This window comes from Burkholderia metallica (assembly GCF_001718555.1).
Classification (GTDB): domain Bacteria; phylum Pseudomonadota; class Gammaproteobacteria; order Burkholderiales; family Burkholderiaceae; genus Burkholderia; species Burkholderia metallica.
The window spans coordinates 2,065,102-2,087,109 of the sequence record NZ_CP013403.1; the positions used below are offsets into that span (position 1 = coordinate 2,065,102).

The window sequence follows — 22,008 nt, forward strand, 5'->3', positions numbered from 1 at the left end:
GGCGCGCGTGCCTGCCCGGGTTCGGCTCGACTCAAGCGCCGGCGCCCTGCCGCGCGCGCCGCAGCCGGCGCGCCGCGAGCTTGCGACGCACGAGCTGCTCGAACTGCCGCGTCGCGACCTGCGGATCGCGCGCGGCCAGCCCGAGCACGTTGCGCGCGAGCTGGATCGGCGTCAGCACGAGCCCCCACGGCAGCGCCCACCAGCCGAACGCGGCCGACGCGAGCAACGCGACCGCCTGTTGCCTGCGGCCGCAGCGCCGGCAGCACACGTGGTGCCGCGTCGCCCAGCGCGTGACGAACAACAGCGACACGATGCGATGCGACGCATGCACATCGACCGGCCGATCGTCGCGACGGCAGATCGGGCACGGCCCGTAACGCCAGTCGTGCACGACCTCCCAGACCTGCTCGTCGGACACCCGTTCCGCCTCGACGACGACCGGATGCGCGCGCACGCACGCCGCACGGCAATAGCGGCGGCCGTCGATCGACCGGCCGCCGGTCAGGAACGTCCTGCCGCAGTGACTGCACTCTGCCACGGTAACCTCGGATAAGCGGGCTGCGCCGCGTGCGGGCCGCGCGCGCAGGGCTGCGCCGGCGCGCCACACGGGCTGTTTCCCGTCTTAACGGCCGACACCGCGCGGTCTTGAGCGGCGGCGCCGCGGCGTGTCAGTCGTGCAGCCCGTGCGCGGTCATCAGCCGGTACAGCGTCGCGCGCGAGATGCCCAGCTCGGCCGCCACGTCCGCATGCTGGTGGCGATGGCGCATCAGCGTTTCCTCGATCGCATGCCGCTCGGCCTGCCGGCGCGCCTGCGCGAGCGTCGGCGGGTGCCGCGACGTGTACGCGTGCAGTTCGAGATCGGTGGCCGAGATCATCGGGCCGTTCGTCATCACGACCGCGAACCGGATCCGGTTGATCAGCTCGCGCACGTTGCCGGGCCACGGATAGTTGTGGATCGCTTCGATCGCGCACGGCGTGAAGCCGCGAATCCGGTGCGAATTGTCGCCGCGATAGCGCCGCAGCACGTGGTCGGCGAGCAGCATGATGTCGCGGCCGCGCACGCGCAGCGGCGGCTCGTCGATGCGCAGCACGCACAGGCGGTAGTACAGATCGGCGCGGAACCGCCCCGCCCGCATCGCGGCCTCGAGATCGACATGGGTCGCCGACACGATCCGCACGTCGACCGGAATCGACGCGTGGCCGCCGAGCCGCTCGATCGTGCCTTCCTGCAGGAAACGCAGCAGGCTCGCCTGGCTCTCGAACGGCATGTCGCCGATTTCATCGAGAAACAGCGTGCCGCCGTGCGCCGATTCGATCCGGCCGATCTTGCGCTGGTGCGCGCCCGTGAACGCGCCGCGCTCGTGGCCGAACAGCTCGGCCTGCAACAGCGTCGACGGAATGGCCGCGCAGTTCACGGCGACGAACGGCGCGTCGGCGCGCGACGACTGCCGGTGGATCGCCGCCGCCGTCAGTTCCTTGCCGGTGCCGGATTCGCCGGCGACGAATACGGTGGCGTCCGTGTTCGCGACCTTGCGGATCGTCGCGAACAACCGCCGCATCGCGTCGCACGTGCCGATCATCGCGCCGCCGGGCGGCGCCGCATCGGCGTCCGGGCTGCCGTCCGCGAGCTTCAGCATGCCGTACGCATGGCCGACCAGATAGCCGATCGTCGTATAGGCGCTCGCATTGCGCACGTAGTCGAAGCAGCAGTGACGAATCAGGCGCGCGATCGTCAGATCGCGCAGCCGCTCGTTGTCGGCGAACGCGACCCAGCCGACGCGCGGGTCGCGCAACAGCGTCTCGAACAACGCGAGGTCGGGCGACGCGAAGCTGCCGAAATCGACGATGCCCGCATGCGGCCGGTTGGCCCTGACGAGATTCAGTGCGTCCGCAACGGTTTTCGCGCGCCACACGTCCCAGCCGCGCGACGCGAGACAGTCGACGAGTGCGGCATCGTGCTGCTGCGACAGATAGACGAGCGGCCGCGACGGTGCGACCGGGTTGCGGCGGATGGCGACGAGCGGCGGCGCCACCGCATCGCATTCGAGATCCTGCGGGCCCGACACCCTGATCTGGCAGCAATCGTTCACGATGGCCTCGTCGCTTGGGTTGGTTGTCGAAACGGCCGTTGCGGGGGCGCTCAGCACGGGGCATCGTGGCCCTCGCGGCGCAGCGCCGGGCCGTCCCCGGACTGACGTTTCGTTATCGGCAGAAAACGACGCGCTGCGTGTAGATCTGCGGCTCGACGACCGGCTTCGCCGCATGGTTGAGGTCGTCACGATAGGCGCGGTAGGTCTTGCCGTTCACCGTGACCTCCGTCGCGGGGGCCGTCTCGATCGCGTTGAGCCCGCGGTGCTGCCACCCGCTCACCCGGTCGTCGGCCATCACGCTCGACTCGCCGGCGATCTTCTGCGTGATCGCGCTGCCGTCGCTCCACGGCTGCGTCTGCATGTCCTCGGCGTGCTGCATCGCGCCGACCGTCTTGCCGGTAGGCGTCGGCCCGTTCTGCGCGGCGAACGGCGCGCCTCGGCCGTACACCGGCGATTGCCACGACGGCGCGTGACCTTCCTCCGGCATCATGTAGACCATCTGCGGATCGCCGATCATCATCATCGGCGCGCATGCCGTGTTGTCGGCGCGACCGAGCGTCGTCAACGCCTGCTGGATGCTCACGGCATTCGCGGCGGTCTGCTCGCCCAGGATCACGAAGACCGCCGGGTTCTGGAATACCGCCTGCGCGGCGGCTTGCGCGCTGTACAACAACAGAGCGACCAAAAAGATCCTCATGATTGAGGCCTCCTTGCATCCTCGTCAGGCAAAAAGAGGTGTTGACCTCGGGGATGGGACCAACACCCGTCAAACAGGAAACGACCGTCGGGCATCGGGTCCGGACGCTCCCGTGCAGCCCGCGTACCGGCGGCACGGGAGCCCGGCCCGCGTGCTTACGACGACGTGCTCGTCGAGATGACCGCCGGAGCCGGCACGACCGGTGCAGCCGGGGCGGCCTGCTGGTCGACCGGCGCCGCCGGCAATCCTTGCGCCGGATCGGACAACGCCGGCATGTCGGCGGGCTGCGCCGCGGCCTCCGCCGGCGCCTTCGCGTCGGCGCTCGGCATGTCGGCAGGCGCCGCGGCTACGGCAGGCTGCGCGGCTTCCGGCGCGGGCGCTTCGGCGGCGACCGGAGCCGGCTCGGGTGCTTTCGCATCCGCGCTCGGCGCGGGCATCGCGGCCTCGGCTGCGGGCGCCGCGACGACGGCAGCGGCCGGTGCCGGGTCGGCCGCCGGCGCGGCAGCGGCCTGCGCTGCGTTGTCGGTCGCGGCCGGCATCGGTTCCGGTGCCTTGTCGGCGACGGGCTGCACGGGTTCCGGGGCCTTGTCGGCGACCGCCGGGGCCGGTTCGGGCGCCTTGTCGGCAACTGCCGGTGCCGGTTCCGGCGCCTTGTCGGCGACGGGCGGCACGGGCTCGGGCGCCTTCGTGTCGGCGACCGGCTCGGCAGGCGCGGGCGATGCCTTGTCCGCCACAGCCGGTGCGGCGAGCACGGCGGCAGCCGGGACGGCTGCGATCGCGGCCGCCGGTACGACCGACGCGGCAGGCGCGGCGGCGACGGCCGGTGCGGCGGCCACCGCAGGCGCTGCGGCTGCGACCGGCGCTGCAGCTGCGGCCGGCGCCGCGGCTGCGACGGCGGGTGCGGCCACGGCCGGGGCGGCAGCGACTGCCGGTGCGGCTGCGGCTGCCGGCGCGGCAATGGCCGGCGCGGCGGCAACCGGTGCGATCGACGGCACGGGTACCGGGACCGGCACCGACACGGGCGCCGCCTGTACCGACGTCGTCGCCACCGGGCGCGGCTGCGCCGGTGCCGGCGCGGCAGCGCCCAGCGGCGGCAGGCCCATGCGGTCGCGCACGATCGGGTCGCGATACTTCAGGTCGTCGGCGACCGTCGCTTCGACGCTCGGCGCCACGTTCGATCGTGCGAGCGGCGCGGTCGTGCCCGGGCACAGGTGCCCGGTCGCTTCCACCGCACGCCGGTTCGCGTCGCTCTGGCAGAGCAGCGCGAGCGCCACGTCGGTCAGGCCCATCGCACGGAATTCACGCGCATCGAGACGCCGCACGCAGGCCTGGTCGACCAGCGTCGTGCCGCCCGTCGCGCCGAACCCCGGGAACGACACGCCGACGCTCACCGATCCCATGCAGGTATCGGACAGCGTGGTCGTGAGACCCGGCGCCTGGATCGAGGGGTTCGTCTTGATCGTCTGCGTCCCGGAGTAATTGACGTTTTCCGCCGACTGGGTGTTGTACGGGTTGGTGCCGGGCGCGCCGGACGACTGGAGCGAGTTGGTGCTCTGCGGCGTGACGCTCGAACCGCCGCTCGTGCCGGACGGCATCGTCACGTTCACGTTCACGCTCGAATTGCCGCTGCCGCGAACGCCGCTGGAGCTGGTGGCATTGCCGCCGCGCGAACTCGAGGTGTTCGTGTTCATGCTCGAGCCGCCGCCCTGGCTGATGGCCGTCGACGACGTCGACGACTGCGCGCTCGAAGTCGAATCGGCGGTTTGCGCGTGGGCCCCGATCGTGGTCATCGCGAACATCGCCGCGCATGCCACCTTGATCCTGTTGCTGTTCATTTCACTCTCCGGACGAGGTTTTACCTCCCACCCAGCCAACCGTACTAATTCCCCTGATTCCCTTCAGCTTTGCCTGCTTCCCCGAACTGTTTCCAGCCGTTGCCCAGCTGGGACCACGAGCCGGCCGACATGCCCTGCCACTGCTGGGCATCTGGTCCGCCGATGGCACTGCCCGACGAAAGCGTTTGTTGTTCTGACGGTTTGGTTGTCTGGTCAGGGTTGTTTGACGTCTGCAAATTCGATTGCACGTCGTTGGCGATACGGTCAGCGCCATACGCCGTCAAAGACGCGAGCATCAGAGCGGCGGCAATCAGTTTCTGCTTCATGCCAACTCCTTACGTGACAACGATGTGGAAAAGAGACCAGAGTCGCTGGGAAACTGGTCCCCCCACACCAGACTAATGACTGCTTCCGGTCGCACTTGAACTGGCCTGGCTTCCACCCGATGCGGACGGCGAGCCAGCCGAACCGGTACTCCACACGGTCGACGAGTTGTAGTGATTCGAACCCGCGATCGCGCCTGACCCACCACTGCCGGTCAGCCCTGCGGCGCCTGCATTGGCATTGCCCTGGTCGTTCGCGCTCGAGGCCGTGTAGTGATTGGCACCAAGGACGATCGTGGCGCTTACCCCGCCCGACAACGCGTTCGCGTTCTCGTTTGTGCTGCTGTTTCCACCGTACGAGCCTGCGGCACCGATACCGCCGCCGGCCGCGAACGCGCCCCCGTTCGTGCCCGAACCGCTGGCCGTCGAAGTGGTGTTGTGGAAGGCGGATGCCGTGCCGGAGGAACCAGCGGGTGTCACCGTACTGCCCGCGTTCGCGCCCGCCGTCGAAGTCGAATTGCTGGTATAGCTGCCGGAGCCGACCAGGACCGAACCGGATACACCCGCCGCAACGGATTGCGTCTGGTTGGTCGTGGAGGGGCCTGCTGCCAATGCAGCCGACGATAGGACGGTGAGCGCTGTCGCGAAAATCACTTTGGCTTTCATAGCAATTCCTTGCTGTGAGTAAGTTTGGCGGTGGCGGAGCCGGGCCTACCCCCATCGAGCGGAACCCGGCATCCGTACCGCCAGCCAATGACGAACGCTACGCGTCGCGGCTTAGTGGTGCGTCGTCCAGCCGATCGAACCGGCATTCGCGCCGCTGGTGCCGCCAGCTTGTGCGCCACCGAAGCCGAACCCGCCCACCGACGACGATTGGGTGTGGTTCGTGTACGAGACCGAACCGCTGCCCGGGCCGCCTGCAACGGCGCCGGCTGCACCGAGTGCCGAGCCGGAATCGGTCGCGGAGAAATGACCGAACCCTGCAACGCCAGCCATCGTCGAACCACCGCTCGACGAATTGCTGCCCGACACCGTGCCGCTGCCGGCAAACGCTGCACCCGAAACCGCCAGAACTGCTGCTGCAATCAGAAGCTTCTTCATGGTCGACTCCAAAACGGCGTGAACGGAGTGAATCGGGAAGATCGCACGCCATCGACCTTCCAGACTTGAGCAATCCCTTAAATTAAGGATCACTATTCAATTAGCAAAATGCTGATTACTTTTTCGATTCTTTTGTTTGTTATTTCGGCCAGACGAAGCTTAGCTTCGCAATTTTTAGTTATCCAAATTTTTTTGGTAGGTGTTTTCTATTATTTTTATGAACATTGTCAAATAAAAGAAAACACCATTACCCGACAAACCGGAACGATGCGCACATCATTCCACCCCGCGATATTCGATACCCATTAGAAAAGCATGTCGACGTGCGGCATACCTTTCCGGAATCGAAAATTCGCGAATACATTAACCACCGCAAAACGCAGCGCCGTTGAAAATACCCCCTTTATCGGGGCGACAACGGCCCTGCACTGCAACCAGGTGGCATGGGTTCTCCCTGAGCTGTCGACGAAGGGTCGTCCGGATAATCCGGCCGACGGGCGCTCGATCTAATCCGGCCGGCGCCGGCATGGGCCAGGCGCAATCGAGGCGACCCTGCACGGCCGAAGACGAACCGGCATCACGCTGTCCGGCATGAACAGCCTGATCCATCCGGTTGAGCTGAACGAAGGCGCGTACTGCTGTCGCCCGAGCACCGTGCGACGCGACAGCCGCGCCAGCACGCGAAGCGCGCGGCGGGCAAGGAACCGGGGCGCGGCATCCCGCGACGCTGACACCGCGTCGCATGCGTCACCCCGGCCTTTCCGACTACCCCATCGATGCGCAAAGTACGCACCGATCGTACTGATGCTTTTGGTCTTCATCGCCGTTTCCCCGACTGCTTATTGACGAGCTGGCCGCCCCACCTCTTCGTGACTTCGTGTCGACCGCCCGCCGGTGCGTCCTGTACCGCAAGGCGCGTGCCACCCGTTATTCCACCGCAGATTGCCCACGGCAAACGACCGCCGCGACAGCCCGCTTCGCCGGGAATAGCTCTTTTTGTTTCAGGAATGTATCGCGATAACGGGGCGGCGCCCGCCGCCGCCGTTGAGCGCCGCGAAGCAATCGCCGGATTAGACGGACGAATCCGGGCCGTGAGCCCGGGCCGCACGGACGCTTGAACAAATGTTTCAAACTTGAGAAGCGGATGGCCGCGCAAGGCCGGCGGCACGGGCCATCCCGCGTGCAAACCGTGGGGCGCGGCGCGTGCCGTTCCCTTCCGTGCCGTTACAAACGAAAATCGGTTCGCCCGGCGCCGGATGCCGGGAGCCCGACGCGGCGGCCTCCGACGTGCGGTCGACACGCATTTCCTCCGACAACCCAGACGAATTTGATTCATTCGTGAAAATACCGGCAGGATCACAAGCCGCTCAAGCGTCGAAATGAGCCGCAAATAAACCGCATGCCGCCGTAACAATTAAAACAAATGAAAACGCACGACCCCACCCTGATCTCGTCCGTCATTTATTCGCTGCCATTCGCTCGCTTTTCATACATCGCATCACCCGTTTGACCGTCCATTTTAGAAACGTTTTTCACGCGTTATCGACGAATTTCTCATCGATGAAACATTCCGCTTCAACACCTGCTTGACGAACGCAACCCCGCAAAAGCCTGATTTATCGCGCATTTCGTCGTATCGAATCGCGTCGATCCGGTATCTGGACGACCGCATTCCTGTCCCCACGATACAGATATGAAACAGAAGCACGCGTATCGCGCGGCGATTGCGCCGCCGCCGCGGCGCGCATCGCGGCCGCATCGTCCATGGCATGCCGATTGCCTGATGTCCGGCTCTAACCGAGCGATACGCCGCGGCACGAGATCACGAACGGCGGCCGGCTCGTCAATCAGCGCATCGGGGAAACGGCGATGAAGATCACCACCGATCGATCGACGCTTGCGTCGTTCAAGCATCAACGGGGTAGTCAGCGAAACCGGAGCGCCTGTCGCGGCGCTTCGTCGACGACAGCACACGTGGACCGGCGCTCGCCGAAACGCTGTCCGTGCAGCGGGATGGGGCACGTGCGCGCCGCCGTCGAGCTGATCGACGAGTGGTTCCTCGAGCTGATCGACGACGGAGAGCGCCATGAATGACAGGGTCGCGCTCGAAACGCGCGTCGGTGTGCGCGCCCTCGTGACGGGCGGCGCCGGCTTTCTCGGCAGCTATGTCTGCGAGCGCCTGATCATGGAAGGCGCATTCGTCACCTGTGTCGACAGCCTGCTGACCGGACGCAAGCTCAACGTCGCCGACCTGAAGGCGTCCGGCCGCTTCGAAATCGTGAGGGGCGACGTAGCGCTCGGCCTGCCGCAGCTGCAGGTGGACGAGATCTGGAATCTCGCGTGCGCGGCGTCGCCGCCCACCTACCAGATCGATCCCGTGCATACGATGATGACCAACGTGCTCGGCATGCACCACTGCCTCGCCCTCGCACGCAAGACGGGCGCACGCGTGTTCCAGGCGTCCACCAGCGAGATCTACGGCGACCCGGACGTGCATCCGCAGGCGGAAACCTATCGCGGCAACGTGAACACGATCGGCCCGCGCGCGTGCTACGACGAAGGCAAGCGCGCGGCCGAAGCGCTGTGTTACGACTACTACCGCACGCACGGCATCGACGTACGCGTCGCGCGCATCTTCAACACCTACGGCCCGCGGATGTCGCCGCGCGACGGCCGCGTCGTGTCGAACTTCATCGTCGCTGCGCTCAACGGCGCGCCGCTCGAGATCTACGGCGACGGCCGGCAGACGCGCTCGTTCTGCTACGCGAGCGACCTGATCGACGGCTTCTTCTGCCTGATGGGCGCCGAGCGCAACGTCGGCGCCCCCGTCAACCTCGGCAACCCGGGCGAATTCACGATGATCGAACTCGCGCAGAAAGTGCTGGCGATGACCGGCTCGAAATCGGAGATCGTGTTCCGGCCGCTGCCGATCGACGATCCGCACCAGCGCAGGCCCGACATCTCGATCGCGTCGGCCGAGCTCGGCTGGCGGCCGACCGTCGATCTCGACGAAGGGCTGCGCCGGACCATCGATTATTTCAGCCGGGAGCTGTGGCTCGAGCCGGTGCTGCGCATGACCGGGGCCGCCGCATGAAGGTGCTCGTGACAGGCGGAGCGGGCTATATCGGCAGCCATACCTGCAAGGCGCTCGCGGCAGCGGGACACGAGCCGGTCGCGTACGACGATCTGTCGACCGGCCATCGCGACGCCGTTCGATGGGGGCCGCTCGTCGTGGCCGACATTCTCGACCGCGCTGCATTGTCGAGGGCGTTCGCCTTGCACCGGCCCGACGTCGTGATCCATTTCGCTGCCCTCGCCTACGTCGGCGAATCGGTGCTCGCGCCCGAGCGCTACTACACGGTCAACGTCGCCGGCACCTGCACGCTGCTGAGCGCGATGCGCGATGCCGGCGTCGGCCGGATCGTGATGTCGTCGTCGTGCGCGACGTACGGCATCCCGGACGTGCTGCCGATCTCGGAGCGCACGCCGCAGCGGCCGATCAATCCGTACGGCTTCACGAAGTACGCGATGGAGCGGATGGCCGCCGATTTCGAGCGCGCGTACGGGCTGAAGTGGGTCGCGCTGCGCTACTTCAACGCGGCGGGCGCGGACCCGGACGGCATGATCGGCGAATGCCACGAACCCGAAACACACGCGCTGCCGCTCGCGATCCGCGCGGCGCTCGGCACGGGCGACGCATTCCAGGTAATGGGCACCGACTATCCGACGCCCGACGGTTCGGCGATTCGCGACTACGTGCACGTGAGCGACCTCGCCGACGCGCACCTGAAGGCGACCGCCTATCTGTGCGGCGGCGGCCCCAGCGTCGCATTGAATCTCGGGACCGGCAACGGGACGTCGGTGCTCGACGCGCTGCGCGCCGTCGAAGCCGTGACGGGCCGCCGCGTGCCGACGGTGATCGCCGCGCGCCGCCCGGGCGACCCGCCCGAGCTGTACGCCGATGCGACGAAAGCCGCGCTCGTGCTCGGCTGGCGGCCGCGTTTCACCGCGATCGAGCCGATGGTCGAACACGCCGCGGCATGGTTTCAGAAAGCACTTCAATTCGAATCGGGCAAGTAGGCAGGTTGCGTTGCAAGCACTCGGGGGAATCACCATGAACGTACGAATCGCCATCGTCGGCACGGGCTACGTCGGGCTGGTCAGCGGTGCATGCTTTGCGGACCTCGGGCACGACGTCGTCTGCATCGACAACAATCGCGGCAAGATCGACGCGCTGAACGAAGGCCACATGCCGATCTACGAACCGGGCCTCGACGCCGTCGTCGCGCGCAACGTGGCGCGCGGCACGCTGCGCTTCAGCAGCGACCTCGCGACGGCCGTGCGCGAGCGCGACGCGGTATTCATCGCGGTCGGCACGCCGACGCTGCCGGGCACCGACCAAGCCGACCTGCGGTACGTCGAGGCGGCCGCGCGGGAAATCGCGGCGAATCTCACCGGCTTCGCGGTCGTCGTCACGAAGTCGACGGTGCCGGTCGGCACCAACCGGATCGTCCAGCAGATCGTCGAGCGCTGCGCGCCGGACGGCGTCGATGCGGCGATCGCGTCGAATCCCGAGTTCCTGCGCGAAGGCTCGGCGATCGACGATTTCATGCATCCCGACCGCGTCGTGTTCGGCGCCGAGCATCCGCGCGCGATCGAGATCATGAAGGCGATCTATGCGCCGCTGGAAGCGGCGGGCCATCTCGTGCTCGCGACCGAGATCGAAACGGCCGAACTCGTGAAATACGCGGCGAATGCGTTCCTCGCGGTGAAGATCAGCTACATCAACGAGATCTCGGACCTGTGCGAAGCCGTCGGCGCCGACGTGGAGCTGGTCGCGAACGGCATGGGCCTCGACCGCCGCATCGGCGCGTCGTTCCTGAAGGCCGGCCCCGGCTGGGGCGGCTCGTGCTTCCCGAAGGACACGCGCGCGCTGAAGGCGACCGCGTCCGAACATGCGGTGCCGCTGCGCATCGTCAGCGCGGCGATCGAATCGAACACGCTGCGCAAGGAGCAGATCCTGCGCCGCATCGAGAAAGCCTGCGGCGGCTCGATCAAGGGCAAGCGCATCGCGGTGCTCGGCCTCACGTTCAAAGGCCAGACCGACGACGTGCGCGAAAGCCCGAGCATCGACGTGATTCAGCTGCTCGTCGGCGCGGGCGCGCATATCCGCGCGTACGACCCGGCGCGTCCGCACGAGGCGTCGCGGCTGCTGCCGCAGGTATTCATGGAAGGCTCGGCGATCGACGCGGTGCGCAGCGCGGACGCCGTCGTCGTGATGACCGAATGGAAAGCGTTCGAGACACTCGATCTCGCCGACCTCGCGGACCACATGGCCGACCCCGTGATGCTCGACATGCGCAACCTGTTCAGCGAACGGCTGGCCGTCGACAGCGGCTTTCGCCGCTACGAACGCGTGGGCCGCTCGTGCGTCGGAAGCGCGCCGGCCGACCCGGCGCCGGAACACCAGCCGGAACAACAGTACGCAGGCGAGGACACCCGGCCGCGGCGCGGCCTGCTTCAAGACTGATTCCGACCTCGACGGGAGAACACCATGGAGAAGCTGGCTGCGTCGCTTGCCGGCGGCCCTGCGCCGGATACCGCCGACACCGCCGACGCCGAAGCGGCGCGCGCCGCCACGCGGCACCCGGACGTCCCGCTCGTCGTCCCGCTGATGGACGGCGGGACCAGGATCGTCTTCCATCTCCTCGCGCTGGGCTGGTTCGTCGCGCTGGGCATCTTCTGGCGCTGGTGGCTGCGCGACGAGCACTACGTCGACGCATTCCGCTTCGGCGTGAACGGCTTCGTGCTGTTCTGGACCACCTTCATTCCCGGCTACTTCATCTGCATCATCCGCTCGGCGGTCGTACCGAATCCCGCGCTGCCGGTGCCGCGCGACTGGCGCGTCGCGATGGTCGTCACCAAGGCGCCGTCCGAGCCGTTCGACATCGTCCGCACGACGCTGCTCGCGATGCTCGACCAGACTTACCCGCACGACACCTGGCTCGCCGACGAAGACCCGTCGCCCGAGACGCTCGACTGGTGCCGCGCGCACGGCGTATCGGTGTCGACGCGGCGCGGCGTCGCCGCGTACCACCGGCCGAGCTGGCCGCGCCGGACCCGGTGCAAGGAAGGCAATCTCGCGTACTTCTACGACACGGTCGGCTACGACAACTACGATTTCGTGTCGCAGCTCGATGCGGACCACGTGCCGACCCGCACCTATCTCGAGGAGATGCTGCGGCCGTTCGTCGACCCGGAAATCGGCTACGTGTCGGCGCCGAGCATCTGCGACAGCAACGCGGCCGAGAGCTGGAGCGCACGCGGGCGCATGAACGTCGAGGGGCCGCTGCACGGCACGATGCAGGCCGGCTATGCGGGCGGCCTCGCGCCGCTGTGCATCGGCTCGCACTATGCGGTGCGCTGCCGCGCGCTGCGCGAGATCGGCGGGCTCGGCCCCGAGCTCGCCGAGGATCACTCGACCACGATGATCTTCAATTCGAAGGGCTGGCGCGGCATGCACGCGCTGAACGCGATCGCGAACGGCGAAGGGCCGCGCACGTTCGGCGACCTGGCCACGCAGGAATTCCAGTGGTCCAAGAGCGTGATGATCATCATGCTGCGCTACACGCGCCACTATTTCATGGGCCTGCCGCTGAAACTGAAGGCGCAGTTCCTGTTCTGCCAGCTGTGGTACCCGCTGTGCGCGCTCGCGATGGCCGGCGGCGTGCTGATTCCGGTCGTCGCGCTGCTCACCGGCCGCGTGTGGGCACACGTCGACTTCCTCACCTACCTCACCTATGCGCTGCCGCTGTCCGTGCTGATCCTGTGCGTCGTGACCTGGGCCACGCAGACGACCCGCTCGTGCCGCCCGCTGAATACGAAGCTGCTGTCGTGGGAAGGGCTGTCGTTCGTGTTCGCGCGCTGGCCGTGGGTCGTGCTCGGCTGCGTGTCGGCAGTGTTCGACTGCGTACGCGGCAAGGAATTTCCGTTCAAGGTCACGCCGAAAGGCGGCACGATCGAACAGGACGCGCCGCTGCGCGTGGTCGCGCCGTATCTGCTGATCTCGCTGTTCTGCAGCCTGCCCGTCGTGATGGTCGAGAATCCGCGCAACGCCGCCGGCTTCTATCTGTTCTCGACGCTGACGAGCATCCTGTATCTCGTGATCGCGGCCGTCGTCGCGGTGAATCACGGCAGGGAGCAGGGGCTCGACGCGTCGGCGTTCACGCAGATGTTCTTCAGCCGCCTGCCCGTGCGCAACGCGCTGTTCGCGATCGCGCTCGCGATGCTGCTGTCGGGCATCGGGCTGCGCGCGCCGCAAGGCTGGCAGGCGATGATGTGGCGCACGGGGTTGCCGGCCGTGGTCGCGCCCGCGCCGGGCGAACCGGTGAAGCAGCCCGAACTCGGCGCCTACGATCCCGGGAACGCGCTCGCGGCCGACCGGGATCTCGCGTTCGACCATGTGTTCGTGTCGTGGAACGCGCCCGACGTCCACGCGGAAATCGACGATGCGTACCGGAGCGCACAGGCGCGCAACCGCTCGCTGATCCTGACCGTCGAACCCTGGGCCGCCGGCGACACGCGGCAACGCGCGCTGCTCGACGATATCGCGCACGGGCGCTACGATGCGCGGATCGCGGCCACCTGCTCGGCGCTCGCCGCGCTGAAGCGTCCCGTGTTCGTGCGCTGGGGCCACGAGATGGAGGCCGACACCGGCCGCTATCCGTGGGCCGTCGGCGATGCATCGACGTACATCGCGGCGTACCGGCGATTCGTGAGCGCCTGCCGCTCGATGACCGACCAGATCCGCTTCGTGTGGTCGCCGGCCGGCAACCGGAACCTCGACGACTATTTCCCCGGCCGCGGGTATGTGGACGACATCGGCCTGTCCGTGTTCGACTGCCCGCGCTGCGCGACCTGGTCGACGTGGTCGGCCTGGTCGAGCGGCGGCCGTGCGTCCGCCGCGAGCATCCTGCGGACCAAGTACGAACGGGTGGCCGACTACGGGCTGCCGGTGATGGTCACGGAACTCGGCGTCGACGGGTCGGATGCGCGCAAGCGCGACGCGCTCGACGCATTGCAGCGCTCGCTGTGGCGCTACCCGCTGCTGAAGGCCGTCGTGTATTTCAACGCGGTCGATACGCCCGGCGCGTGGCCGGGGCACTACGTGCCGGACTGGCGGATCGCGCCGACGTTCCTGCAGACGACGGTGGTCGCCAGATGAAATGACCGACGACCGGTGGCGCGGCAGCGAGGCGGCTGCCGGCCATCCGCGGTCAGCCGAGCAGTTCCTTCCTGCGCAACTGCACGACGTCGCGCATCGGCGGCGCGCCGAACAGCCGGCTGTATTCGCGGCTGAACTGCGACGCGCTTTCGTAGCCGACGACGGCCGCCACCGACCCGACGTCGCCGCCCTGCCGCAGCAACAGCCGCCGCGCCTCGTGCAGCCGCAGCTGCTTCTGGTACTGCAGCGGGCTCAGCGTCGTCACGTGCTTGAAGTGATGGTGCAGCGACGACACGCTCATGTTGACCGCCTGCGCGAGCGACTCGACGCGCATCGGCTCCGCGAAATGGTCGCGAATCCATTCGATCGCGCGCGCGATCCGGTGGGTCTGGCTGCCGGCGATCGCCATGTGCCGCAGCCGCGTGCCCTGCCCGCTCGTCATCAGCCGGTACAGCAGCTCCTTTTCGATCAGCGGCGCGACCACCGGAATGTCGGCCGGCGTATCGAGCAGGCGCAGCAGCCGCAGCGCGGCGTCGAGCAGCGGCGGCGTCAGCTCGGCGAGCGCGATTCCCTCGCCTTCGGGGCCCGCGTCGGGTTCGGGCAGCCGCATCTCGGCCGCCAGCTCGACGATGCGCTGCGGATCGAGCGTCAGCGACAGGCACAGGTACGGCGCGTCCGGCGACGCGTTCGTCACGCGCGACAGGATCGGCAAGTCGATGGAGGTAATCAGGCAATTCTGCGTGTCGTATTCGTACGCGTGGCCGGCCACGATCACGCGCTTCGCGCCCTGCGCGGCGATCACGAGTGCGGCCCGCGACACGCCGCAGCCGAGATCGACCGGCCGCGTGTGCCGGTGCAGCATCAGGCCCGGCACGGCCGTCGAATGCGAGCCGTCCGCCGGCGCGAAGCGACCGATCAGCATTGCCAGTTCGCGCCGCCCGGCTTCGCGCGACGCCACGATATCGGTCATGTCCATGATGCTTCCTCGATAGATTTCCCCATGTCGCGGGAGCATAGCGAAACCGCCCGCGGCCCGCCGGGGATTTGCAGGATTGTTCAATAAATTTGCAGGATTGGGTAGACGCAAAAACCGGCGCGTCGCGCACACTCCCCGCTAACCGGGCGTATGCCGGGTTTTCCCCACGGAGACAATCAAAATGCCTACCTCCTTTGTCCTGAACGGCAAGAACGTGACGCTCGACGCCGATCCGTCGATGCCCGTCCTCTGGGCGATACGCGAACACGCGGGACTGACCGGCACGAAGTTCGGCTGCGGCATGGCGCAGTGCGGCGCGTGCACCGTGCATCTCGAAGGCCAGGCCGTGCGCTCGTGCGTGCTGCCGCTCGCCGGCATCGCCGGCAAGCACGTGACGACGATCGAAGGGCTGCAGAGCAAGCCCGCGCAGGCCGTGCAGGCCGCATGGGTCAAGTTGCAGGTGCCGCAGTGCGGCTACTGCCAGTCCGGCCAGATCATGTCGGCCACCGCGCTGCTCGAACAGAACCCGAAGCCGACCGACGCGGACATCGACGCCGCGATGAACGGCAACCTGTGCCGCTGTGCGACCTACGCCCGCATCCGGGCGGCGATCCACGACGCGGCCGCGACGCTGGGAGCGTGACCATGACGATCGAACTCGACAATACCGGTTCGGTGCGTCCGTCGCGCCGCACGTTCCTGAAGGCCGCGGGTGCAGCCGCCGCCGTCAGCCTGACCATCGGCTTCGAATGGGCCGGCCTCGGCCGCCGCGCGCTGGCGGCGACCGCCCCCGCCGCCGACTTCGCGCCGAACGCGTTCCTGCGCATCACGCCCGACGGCGCCGTCACGGTCATCGCGAAGCACGTCGAAATGGGCCAGGGCGCGTATACCGGCATCGCGACGATCGTCGCCGAGGAACTCGACGCCGACTGGTCGCACGTGCGCGTCGAAAGCGCGCCGGCCGATGCGAAACGCTACGCGAACCTCGCGTTCGGCACGATGCAGGGCACGGGCGGCAGCTCGGCCATGTCGAACTCGTGGCAGCAACTGCGCGAAGCGGGCGGCAAGGCCCGCGCGATGCTGGTCTCGGCCGCGGCGGCCCGCTGGAAGGTGCCGGCCGGCGAACTGACGACGGCCAACGGCGTCGTCACGCACGCGAAGAGCGGCAGGACGGCCGCGTACGGCACGCTCGTCGCCGATGCGTCGAAGCTGCCCGTACCCGACACCGTCACGCTGAAGCAGCCGGCCGATTTCAAGCTGATCGGCCACCGGATTCCGCGCGTCGACGCGTCGGCGAAATCGAACGGCACCGCGCATTTCACGCTCGACACGACCTTCCCCGGCATGCGCGTCGCATTGTTGCAGCGCCCGCCGCGCTTCGGCGCGAAGGTGAAGTCGTTCGACGCGACGGCGGCCAAGGCCGTGCCGGGCGTCGTGTCGGTCGTGCAGGTGCCGGGCGGCGTCGCGGTCGTCGGAACCGGCTTCTGGGCCGCGAAACAGGGCCGCGACGCGCTGAAGGTCGAGTGGGACGAAACGAACGCGGAAAAGCGCAGCTCGGACGAGATCATGCGCGAATACCGGCAGCTCGCCGACAAGCCGGGCACGTCGGCACGCAAGGACGGCGATGCCGATGCGGCGATCGCGGGCGCCGCGCGCAAGATCGCCGCGACGTACGAATTCCCGTATCTCGCGCATGCGCCGATGGAGCCGCTCGATGCGGTCGTCAAGCTCACCGCGAACAGCTGCGAAATCTGGGCCGGCGACCAGTTCCAGACGGTCGACCAGGCGAACGCGGCCCGCACGGCGGGCCTGAAGCCCGAGCAGGTGCAGATCCACACGCTGTACGCGGGCGGCAGCTTCGGCCGGCGCGCGAACGCGTGGTCCGACTACGTGGTCGAGGCCGTGTCGATCGCGAAGGCGCTCGGCGCGGACGGCAAGCCGGTGAAGCTGCAGTGGACGCGCGAGGACGACATCCAGGGCGGCTTCTACCGGCCGATGTACTTCCACAAGCTCGAGGCGGGGCTGACCGCGGACGGCAAGCTGGTCGGCTGGCGCCACCGGATCGTCGGCCAGTCGATCCTCGCCGGCACGCCGTTCGCGGCGTTCATGGTGAAGAACGGCATCGACGCGACGTCGGTCGAGGGCGCGGCGAACCTGCCGTATGCGGTGCCGAACGTGTCGGTCGAGCTCACCACCACCCAGGTCGGCCTGCCCGTGCTGTGGTGGCGCGTGGTCGGCAGCTCGCACACCGCGTACGCGGTCGAGGCGTTCATCGACGAAGCCGCGCACACGGCCGGCAAGGACCCGTACGCGTTCCGCCGCGACCTGCTCGCGAAGGAGCCGCGCATGCGCGCGGTGCTGGATCTGGCCGCGCAGAAGGCCGGCTGGGATCCGGCCAAGCCGCTGCCGAAGGGCCGCGGGCGCGGGATCGCGGTCGCCGAGGCGTTCAAGAGCTATGTCGCGCAGGTGGCCGAGGTGTCGGTCGACGCGGACGGCAAGGTGAAGGTCGAGCGCGTGGTCTGCGCGGTCGATTGCGGGGTCGCGATCAATCCCGACATCGTCGCTGCGCAGATGGAAGGCGGCATCGGCTTCGGGCTCGGCGCGGCGATGCACAGCGCGATCACGCTGAAGGACGGCCACGTCGAGCAGCGCAACTTCGACGGCTACAACGTGCTGCGGATGGCCGAAATGCCGAAGGTCGAAGTGCATATCGTGCCGTCGGCCGAGGCGCCAACCGGCGTCGGCGAGCCGGGCGTCGCGCCGATCGGGCCGGCGGTCGCGAACGCGATCTTCGCGGCGACGGGCAAGCGGCATTACGTGCTGCCGTTCGATTCGGCGGATAGCGCGAAGGCTTGACGACGGGCCGCAATGCCGGCCGCGGGGCGGAAACGTCTCACGGCCGGCGTTTTTTGCCGGACGCGGCCGATGCGGCGTTCGATGTCGGCAAAAATCGCGCGTAACGCATTGATCCATCAGAGAACCCGTCGATCCGTGCAGGGTTCGCTGCCGGGTTCGCCACTCGGCCGGAGCGATGCTCCGCCCCTCGCCCCCCCTACGTTACGTCGGACGTAACGGACGTAACGTCCCGTAACGCCGCCCGCCGATGCTACGTAACAATCCTTCAAGATTGCCCGGCCCCTTTTTTAATCCGCGCCGCGCCTCCCGTTAAAAATTCTTTTAAATTCAAGGCCGCCGCGGCGTCTGCGGCGATCCCGCTCCCGATCGATACCCGAGCCGCCCTCCCTGGCCCGGAAGTTGCAGCACAGGGCCCGCAAACACTCCTTTATGGACATGAGAGGGCCACCATGGATTGCAAATACCTGTACATCGACAACATAAAAATCAACTTCGTGCGCCGCACGATCGAAATCGACAACAAGATCATTGATGTCACGCCGCGTGAATTCGACGTCGTCGAATTCCTGCTCGACAACATGAACAAGATCGTGCCGCGGCAGGCAATCCAGGAAGCCGTGTGGGGCCGTGAACTCGGCGTGTCGTCGCGCACGCTCGACACCCATATCTCGCGGATCCGCTCGAAGCTGCAGCTCGATCACGACAAGAACCTGCGCATCATCCCGATCTACGCGGTCGGCTATCGCCTGGTGCTGTTCGGTGCGGCGATGACGCACGTCGAGCGCCACGATGCGGCGCCGATCCTGCGCGCGGCACCGCAGCCCGCGATGGCCGCCGACTACGCCTGACGACTCACCCGCGCGCCGCCGGCTCGCGGCGCGCGTGCCACGCTCCCCCCACCGCGCTGCGGCCGATCCGCAGCGCGTCGCGGCCCGCCCGTCGGGCGCGGCCTCCCTGCCGCCCGGCCCGCCAGCCAGTCGCGACCCGACCGCCGCCTCCGGGCGGCGGTTGCTTTTGGGCGGCGCATGCAGCCGGCCGGCTTCGCCACGCTTCGTAGCACCCCGCTTCGGCGCCCGTGTCGCGATGCGCGCGACTACGGATTCCGGCGCGGCACACGGCCATGGCCGTCCCTACAATCGACGCAGCAGCCGCGCGCGCCCCTGAGTGCCGCGGGCCCCGGAACAACCCGTCGAACCAACGCCGAATCCGCCCCGATCCCGCCGTGCCTGCGCTGTTCCTGACGAATGCCGACGCCGGCGATGCCGCGAACCGGGAGACGCCCGACGCTTGCGCGCCACCCGCCGCATCGCCGACCGCGGTCGCGCTCGACGCGTCGCCCCATCTGCCGCGCCTGTCCGCTGCCGCCGCGCGCGGGCTGTCGCACGCCTACTGCGCGCCCGGCGCCGTTCCGGTCACGCTCGGCGAACACGCGTACGACGTGCGCTGGCGTGTCGACGCCGAGCCGGCCGCCGATGCGCACGCATACCGCTTCGTCGTCGGCCCGGCCGCCGGCACGCTGTGGATCGACCCGGTCGCGGAAGCGGCATGGCTGGGCGACGCGGCCGATCCGGCCGTGCCGGCCGTGATCCGCGCGGCGCTGCTCGCCGATCTGGGCGCGCCGCTCGCGACCGTGCTGCAGTCCGCGACGCGGCAGCGCGTGGAATTGCTGCCGCCGCCAGACAGCGTGCCCGCCTGGCGCGCGTCGCCGGCCGCGCTGCGCTTCGAGCTGCGGCGCGCCGACGCCGCATGGCGCTGCCACGGCGCGCTGCTGTTCGACGCGCCGGATGCGCTCGCCGTGTTCTTCGCGGCTGCGCCCGCCGCACCCGCCGACGCGCGCGCAGCCTACGCGAACCTGCCCGTGCCGCTCGTGTTCGAGATCGGCCGCACCGAGCTGACGACGGCCGAGCTGGCCGACGTCGTCGGCGGCGACATCATCGCGATCGAGCACTGGCACGCGCACGAGCAGAACCTGCTGTGCGTCGCGCGGCTGCCGGCCGCGCCGGCGTGGGAGATTACCGGACGGCCATCGGGCAACCGGCTGACCGTCGAACGAATCAGGGAGATGCCTTTGGAACCGACCCGCACCGACATCGCGTCCGCGACGACGCCCGACGCGCCGCCCGCCGATGCGCCGCGCCCGCTCGACGGCCTCGCGGTCGACCTGCGCTTCGAGCTGCCGCCCACGTCGATGCCGCTCGGCGAACTCAGCGCGCTGCAGCCCGGCGCCGTGATCGAGCTGCAGCAAGGGATCAACCAGGCCGTGATCCATCTCGTTGCGAATGGGATGCTGATCGGCACGGGGCACCTGATCGCGGTCGGCCAGAAGCTCGGCGTGCGGGTCGTCACGCTGACCCAGCCCGCGCCGCGCGAGCGCTGAACGATGGGCAACCTGCCGAATCCGGTCGCGCTGATCGCGGTGATCGCCGCGCTCGGCATCGCGCCGTTCGCCGCGCTGATGGTCACGAGCTACACGAAGCTCGTCGTCGTGCTCGGCCTGTTGCGCTCCGCGCTCGGGATCCAGCAGGTGCCGCCGAACCTCGTGCTGAACGGCATCGCGCTGATCCTGTCGCTGTTCATCATGGCGCCCGTCGGGATGTCGATCCGCGACGCGCTGCAGGCGCGCCACTTCGATGCGTCGGGGCAGCTGTCGACCGCCGACGTCGGCGCGCTCGCCGATGCCGCGCTGCCGCCGATCAAGGATTTCCTCGTGTCGCACACGCGGCAGCGCGATCGCGAATTCTTCGTGCGCACCGCGACCTCGGTGTGGCCGAAGAACCGCGCGGACGGCATCAAGGACGACGACCTGCTGGTGCTGGTGCCGAGCTTTACGCTCGCCGAGCTGACGAAGGCGTTCCAGATCGGCTTCGTGATCTATATCGTGTTCATCGTCGTCGACCTGCTGGTCGCGAACATCCTGCTCGCGCTCGGCATGCAGATGATTTCGCCGACCACGATCTCGGTGCCGTTCAAGCTGTTGCTGTTCGTCGCGCTCGACGGCTGGTCGCTGCTCGTGCACGGGCTCGTGATGTCGTACCGGGTGACGGGAGCCGGATGATGGACGCGCACCGCCTGCGCCACGCCGCCGCGTGCCTGTGCGCGCTGGTCGCGCTCGCGTTCGCGTGCTGGCAGCCGCGCGTCGCGCATGCGGCCGGCGGTGCAGGCTTCGCGCAGCTCGCGCGCGCATGCGCGCCGAACGTCGATCCCGACACGCTCGCCGCGCTCGTGCGCACCGAGTCGGGCTTCAATCCGTATGCGATCGGCGTGGTCGGCGGCCATCTGGCACGCCAGCCCGCGTCGCTCGACGAAGCGCGCGCGACCGCGCGCGAGTTGGCCGCACGCGGCTTCAGCTACAGCGTCGGGCTCGCGCAGGTGAACGAGCGCAATTTCACGAAATACGGGCTCGACGAGGCGACGATGTTCGAGCCGTGCCGCAACCTGCGGGCCGGCGGCGCGATCCTGACCGAATGCTTCGCGCGTTCCGCGAATACCGGGCGTGCCGCGCAGGCCGCGTTGCGCGCGGCGCTGTCGTGCTACTACAGCGGCAACTTCACGACCGGCTTCTCGACCGGCTACGTGAGCCGCGTCGTCGCCAGCGCGCAGCGCAACGCGCGCGAAGGCGGCATCGAGCCGATTCCGGTGGTGCGCGACGTGCCGCCGCCCGCGCGGCAGCGGCGCATGGACGCGGCGGCCGTCACGCCGCCCGAACGCGCCCGCCGGCTGGCAGCGCCGGCCGCCTCCGCGGACGCGCCGTCGTGCCATGCGCGCCCGGTCGTGATGATGTGCCGCGGGCTGCCGGCGAGCCAGGCGAAGCGGCTGTGCGTGCGCTGTCTCGATCAGTGAGCGCGGGATCGCGCGCGGCGCCATCGGCTCGCGCCCGTACTGCTTTCAGGGGCCCGAACGACGCCG

At 68.4% G+C, this 22,008-nt stretch carries 19 protein-coding genes; 11 read left to right on the top strand and 8 right to left on the bottom strand.

From position 1 onward, the window contains the following. Nucleotides 1-31: 31 nt before the first annotated feature. From WJ16_RS28770 to WJ16_RS28800, 7 genes are all read right to left on the bottom strand, one after another. Entirely contained in the window at nucleotides 32-538 is a 507-nt protein-coding gene (locus tag WJ16_RS28770; RefSeq protein ID WP_069260386.1) for a hypothetical protein, read from the bottom strand. 130 nt (nucleotides 539-668) lie between these two features. Further along, nucleotides 669-2,090: a sigma-54 dependent transcriptional regulator gene (locus WJ16_RS28775; protein ID WP_157126876.1), complete on the bottom strand. Its 1,422-nt coding sequence runs from the start codon at nucleotides 2,088-2,090 to the stop codon at nucleotides 669-671. 112 nt (nucleotides 2,091-2,202) lie between these two features. Next, on the bottom strand, nucleotides 2,203-2,787 hold the full coding sequence (locus WJ16_RS28780; RefSeq protein WP_069260387.1) for a hypothetical protein: 585 nt from the start codon (nucleotides 2,785-2,787) through the stop codon (nucleotides 2,203-2,205). A 155-nt stretch (nucleotides 2,788-2,942) separates the two neighbouring features. Then, nucleotides 2,943-4,622, bottom strand: coding sequence for a chemotaxis protein CheA (locus tag WJ16_RS28785; RefSeq protein ID WP_069260388.1), 1,680 nt, complete (start codon nucleotides 4,620-4,622; stop codon nucleotides 2,943-2,945). A 44-nt stretch (nucleotides 4,623-4,666) separates the two neighbouring features. After that, on the bottom strand, nucleotides 4,667-4,948 hold the full coding sequence (locus tag WJ16_RS28790; RefSeq protein WP_011354481.1) for a hypothetical protein: 282 nt from the start codon (nucleotides 4,946-4,948) through the stop codon (nucleotides 4,667-4,669). 72 nt (nucleotides 4,949-5,020) lie between these two features. After that, entirely contained in the window at nucleotides 5,021-5,611 is a 591-nt protein-coding gene (locus WJ16_RS33940; protein WP_076606023.1) for a hypothetical protein, read from the bottom strand. A 111-nt stretch (nucleotides 5,612-5,722) separates the two neighbouring features. Further along, entirely contained in the window at nucleotides 5,723-6,046 is a 324-nt protein-coding gene (locus WJ16_RS28800) for a hypothetical protein (protein ID WP_069260390.1), read from the bottom strand. Nucleotides 6,047-7,915: 1,869 nt separating this feature from the next. On the opposite strand from WJ16_RS28800, the gene WJ16_RS33950 reads away from it, so the two are divergent. From WJ16_RS33950 to WJ16_RS28820, 5 genes are read left to right on the top strand one after another with little or no spacing between them, the layout of a single operon-like run. After that, nucleotides 7,916-8,140 (top strand): hypothetical protein, encoded by a 225-nt coding sequence (locus tag WJ16_RS33950; RefSeq protein ID WP_226243760.1) that lies wholly within the window; start codon nucleotides 7,916-7,918, stop codon nucleotides 8,138-8,140. Beyond that, entirely contained in the window at nucleotides 8,133-9,140 is a 1,008-nt protein-coding gene (locus tag WJ16_RS28805) for a UDP-glucuronic acid decarboxylase family protein (protein WP_069260391.1), read from the top strand. Before WJ16_RS33950 ends, WJ16_RS28805 begins: the two co-directional genes overlap by 8 nt. Then, entirely contained in the window at nucleotides 9,137-10,126 is a 990-nt protein-coding gene (gene galE / locus WJ16_RS28810) for a UDP-glucose 4-epimerase GalE (RefSeq protein WP_069260392.1), read from the top strand. The genes WJ16_RS28805 and galE overlap by 4 nt, the downstream gene beginning before the upstream one ends. A gap of 34 nt (nucleotides 10,127-10,160) precedes the next feature. After that, nucleotides 10,161-11,576 carry a UDP-glucose dehydrogenase family protein gene (locus WJ16_RS28815; protein ID WP_069260393.1) on the top strand — a complete coding sequence of 472 codons (1,416 nt, stop codon included), beginning with the start codon at nucleotides 10,161-10,163 and terminating at the stop codon, nucleotides 11,574-11,576. Between the two features lie 24 nt (nucleotides 11,577-11,600). After that, nucleotides 11,601-14,270: a glycosyltransferase family 2 protein gene (locus tag WJ16_RS28820; protein WP_069260394.1), complete on the top strand. Its 2,670-nt coding sequence runs from the start codon at nucleotides 11,601-11,603 to the stop codon at nucleotides 14,268-14,270. Between the two features lie 52 nt (nucleotides 14,271-14,322). Here WJ16_RS28820 and WJ16_RS28825 read toward each other — a convergent pair whose 3' ends face one another. After that, nucleotides 14,323-15,246, bottom strand: coding sequence for an AraC family transcriptional regulator (locus WJ16_RS28825; protein WP_069260395.1), 924 nt, complete (start codon nucleotides 15,244-15,246; stop codon nucleotides 14,323-14,325). A gap of 181 nt (nucleotides 15,247-15,427) precedes the next feature. Between WJ16_RS28825 and WJ16_RS28830 the strand changes: the two genes are divergently transcribed. From WJ16_RS28830 to WJ16_RS28855, 6 genes are all read left to right on the top strand, one after another. After that, nucleotides 15,428-15,889, top strand: a complete 462-nt coding sequence (locus WJ16_RS28830) for a (2Fe-2S)-binding protein (RefSeq protein WP_006480868.1) — start codon at nucleotides 15,428-15,430, stop codon at nucleotides 15,887-15,889. Between the two features lie 2 nt (nucleotides 15,890-15,891). Next, entirely contained in the window at nucleotides 15,892-18,102 is a 2,211-nt protein-coding gene (locus tag WJ16_RS28835) for a xanthine dehydrogenase family protein molybdopterin-binding subunit (protein WP_069260396.1), read from the top strand. A gap of 449 nt (nucleotides 18,103-18,551) precedes the next feature. Continuing rightward, the gene (locus WJ16_RS28840; protein ID WP_069260397.1) at nucleotides 18,552-18,950 is read left to right on the top strand and encodes a winged helix-turn-helix domain-containing protein; all 399 of its coding nucleotides are present in this window, start codon (nucleotides 18,552-18,554) and stop codon (nucleotides 18,948-18,950) included. A 374-nt stretch (nucleotides 18,951-19,324) separates the two neighbouring features. Next, a complete protein-coding gene (gene sctQ / locus WJ16_RS28845; RefSeq protein ID WP_069260398.1) occupies nucleotides 19,325-20,479 on the top strand; it encodes a type III secretion system cytoplasmic ring protein SctQ in 1,155 nt (384 codons plus the stop codon). 3 nt (nucleotides 20,480-20,482) lie between these two features. Next, nucleotides 20,483-21,157 (top strand): type III secretion system export apparatus subunit SctR, encoded by a 675-nt coding sequence (gene sctR / locus WJ16_RS28850; RefSeq protein WP_069260399.1) that lies wholly within the window; start codon nucleotides 20,483-20,485, stop codon nucleotides 21,155-21,157. After that, nucleotides 21,157-21,942 carry a lytic transglycosylase domain-containing protein gene (locus WJ16_RS28855; protein ID WP_069260400.1) on the top strand — a complete coding sequence of 262 codons (786 nt, stop codon included), beginning with the start codon at nucleotides 21,157-21,159 and terminating at the stop codon, nucleotides 21,940-21,942. Before sctR ends, WJ16_RS28855 begins: the two co-directional genes overlap by 1 nt. Nucleotides 21,943-22,008 lie beyond the last annotated feature (66 nt).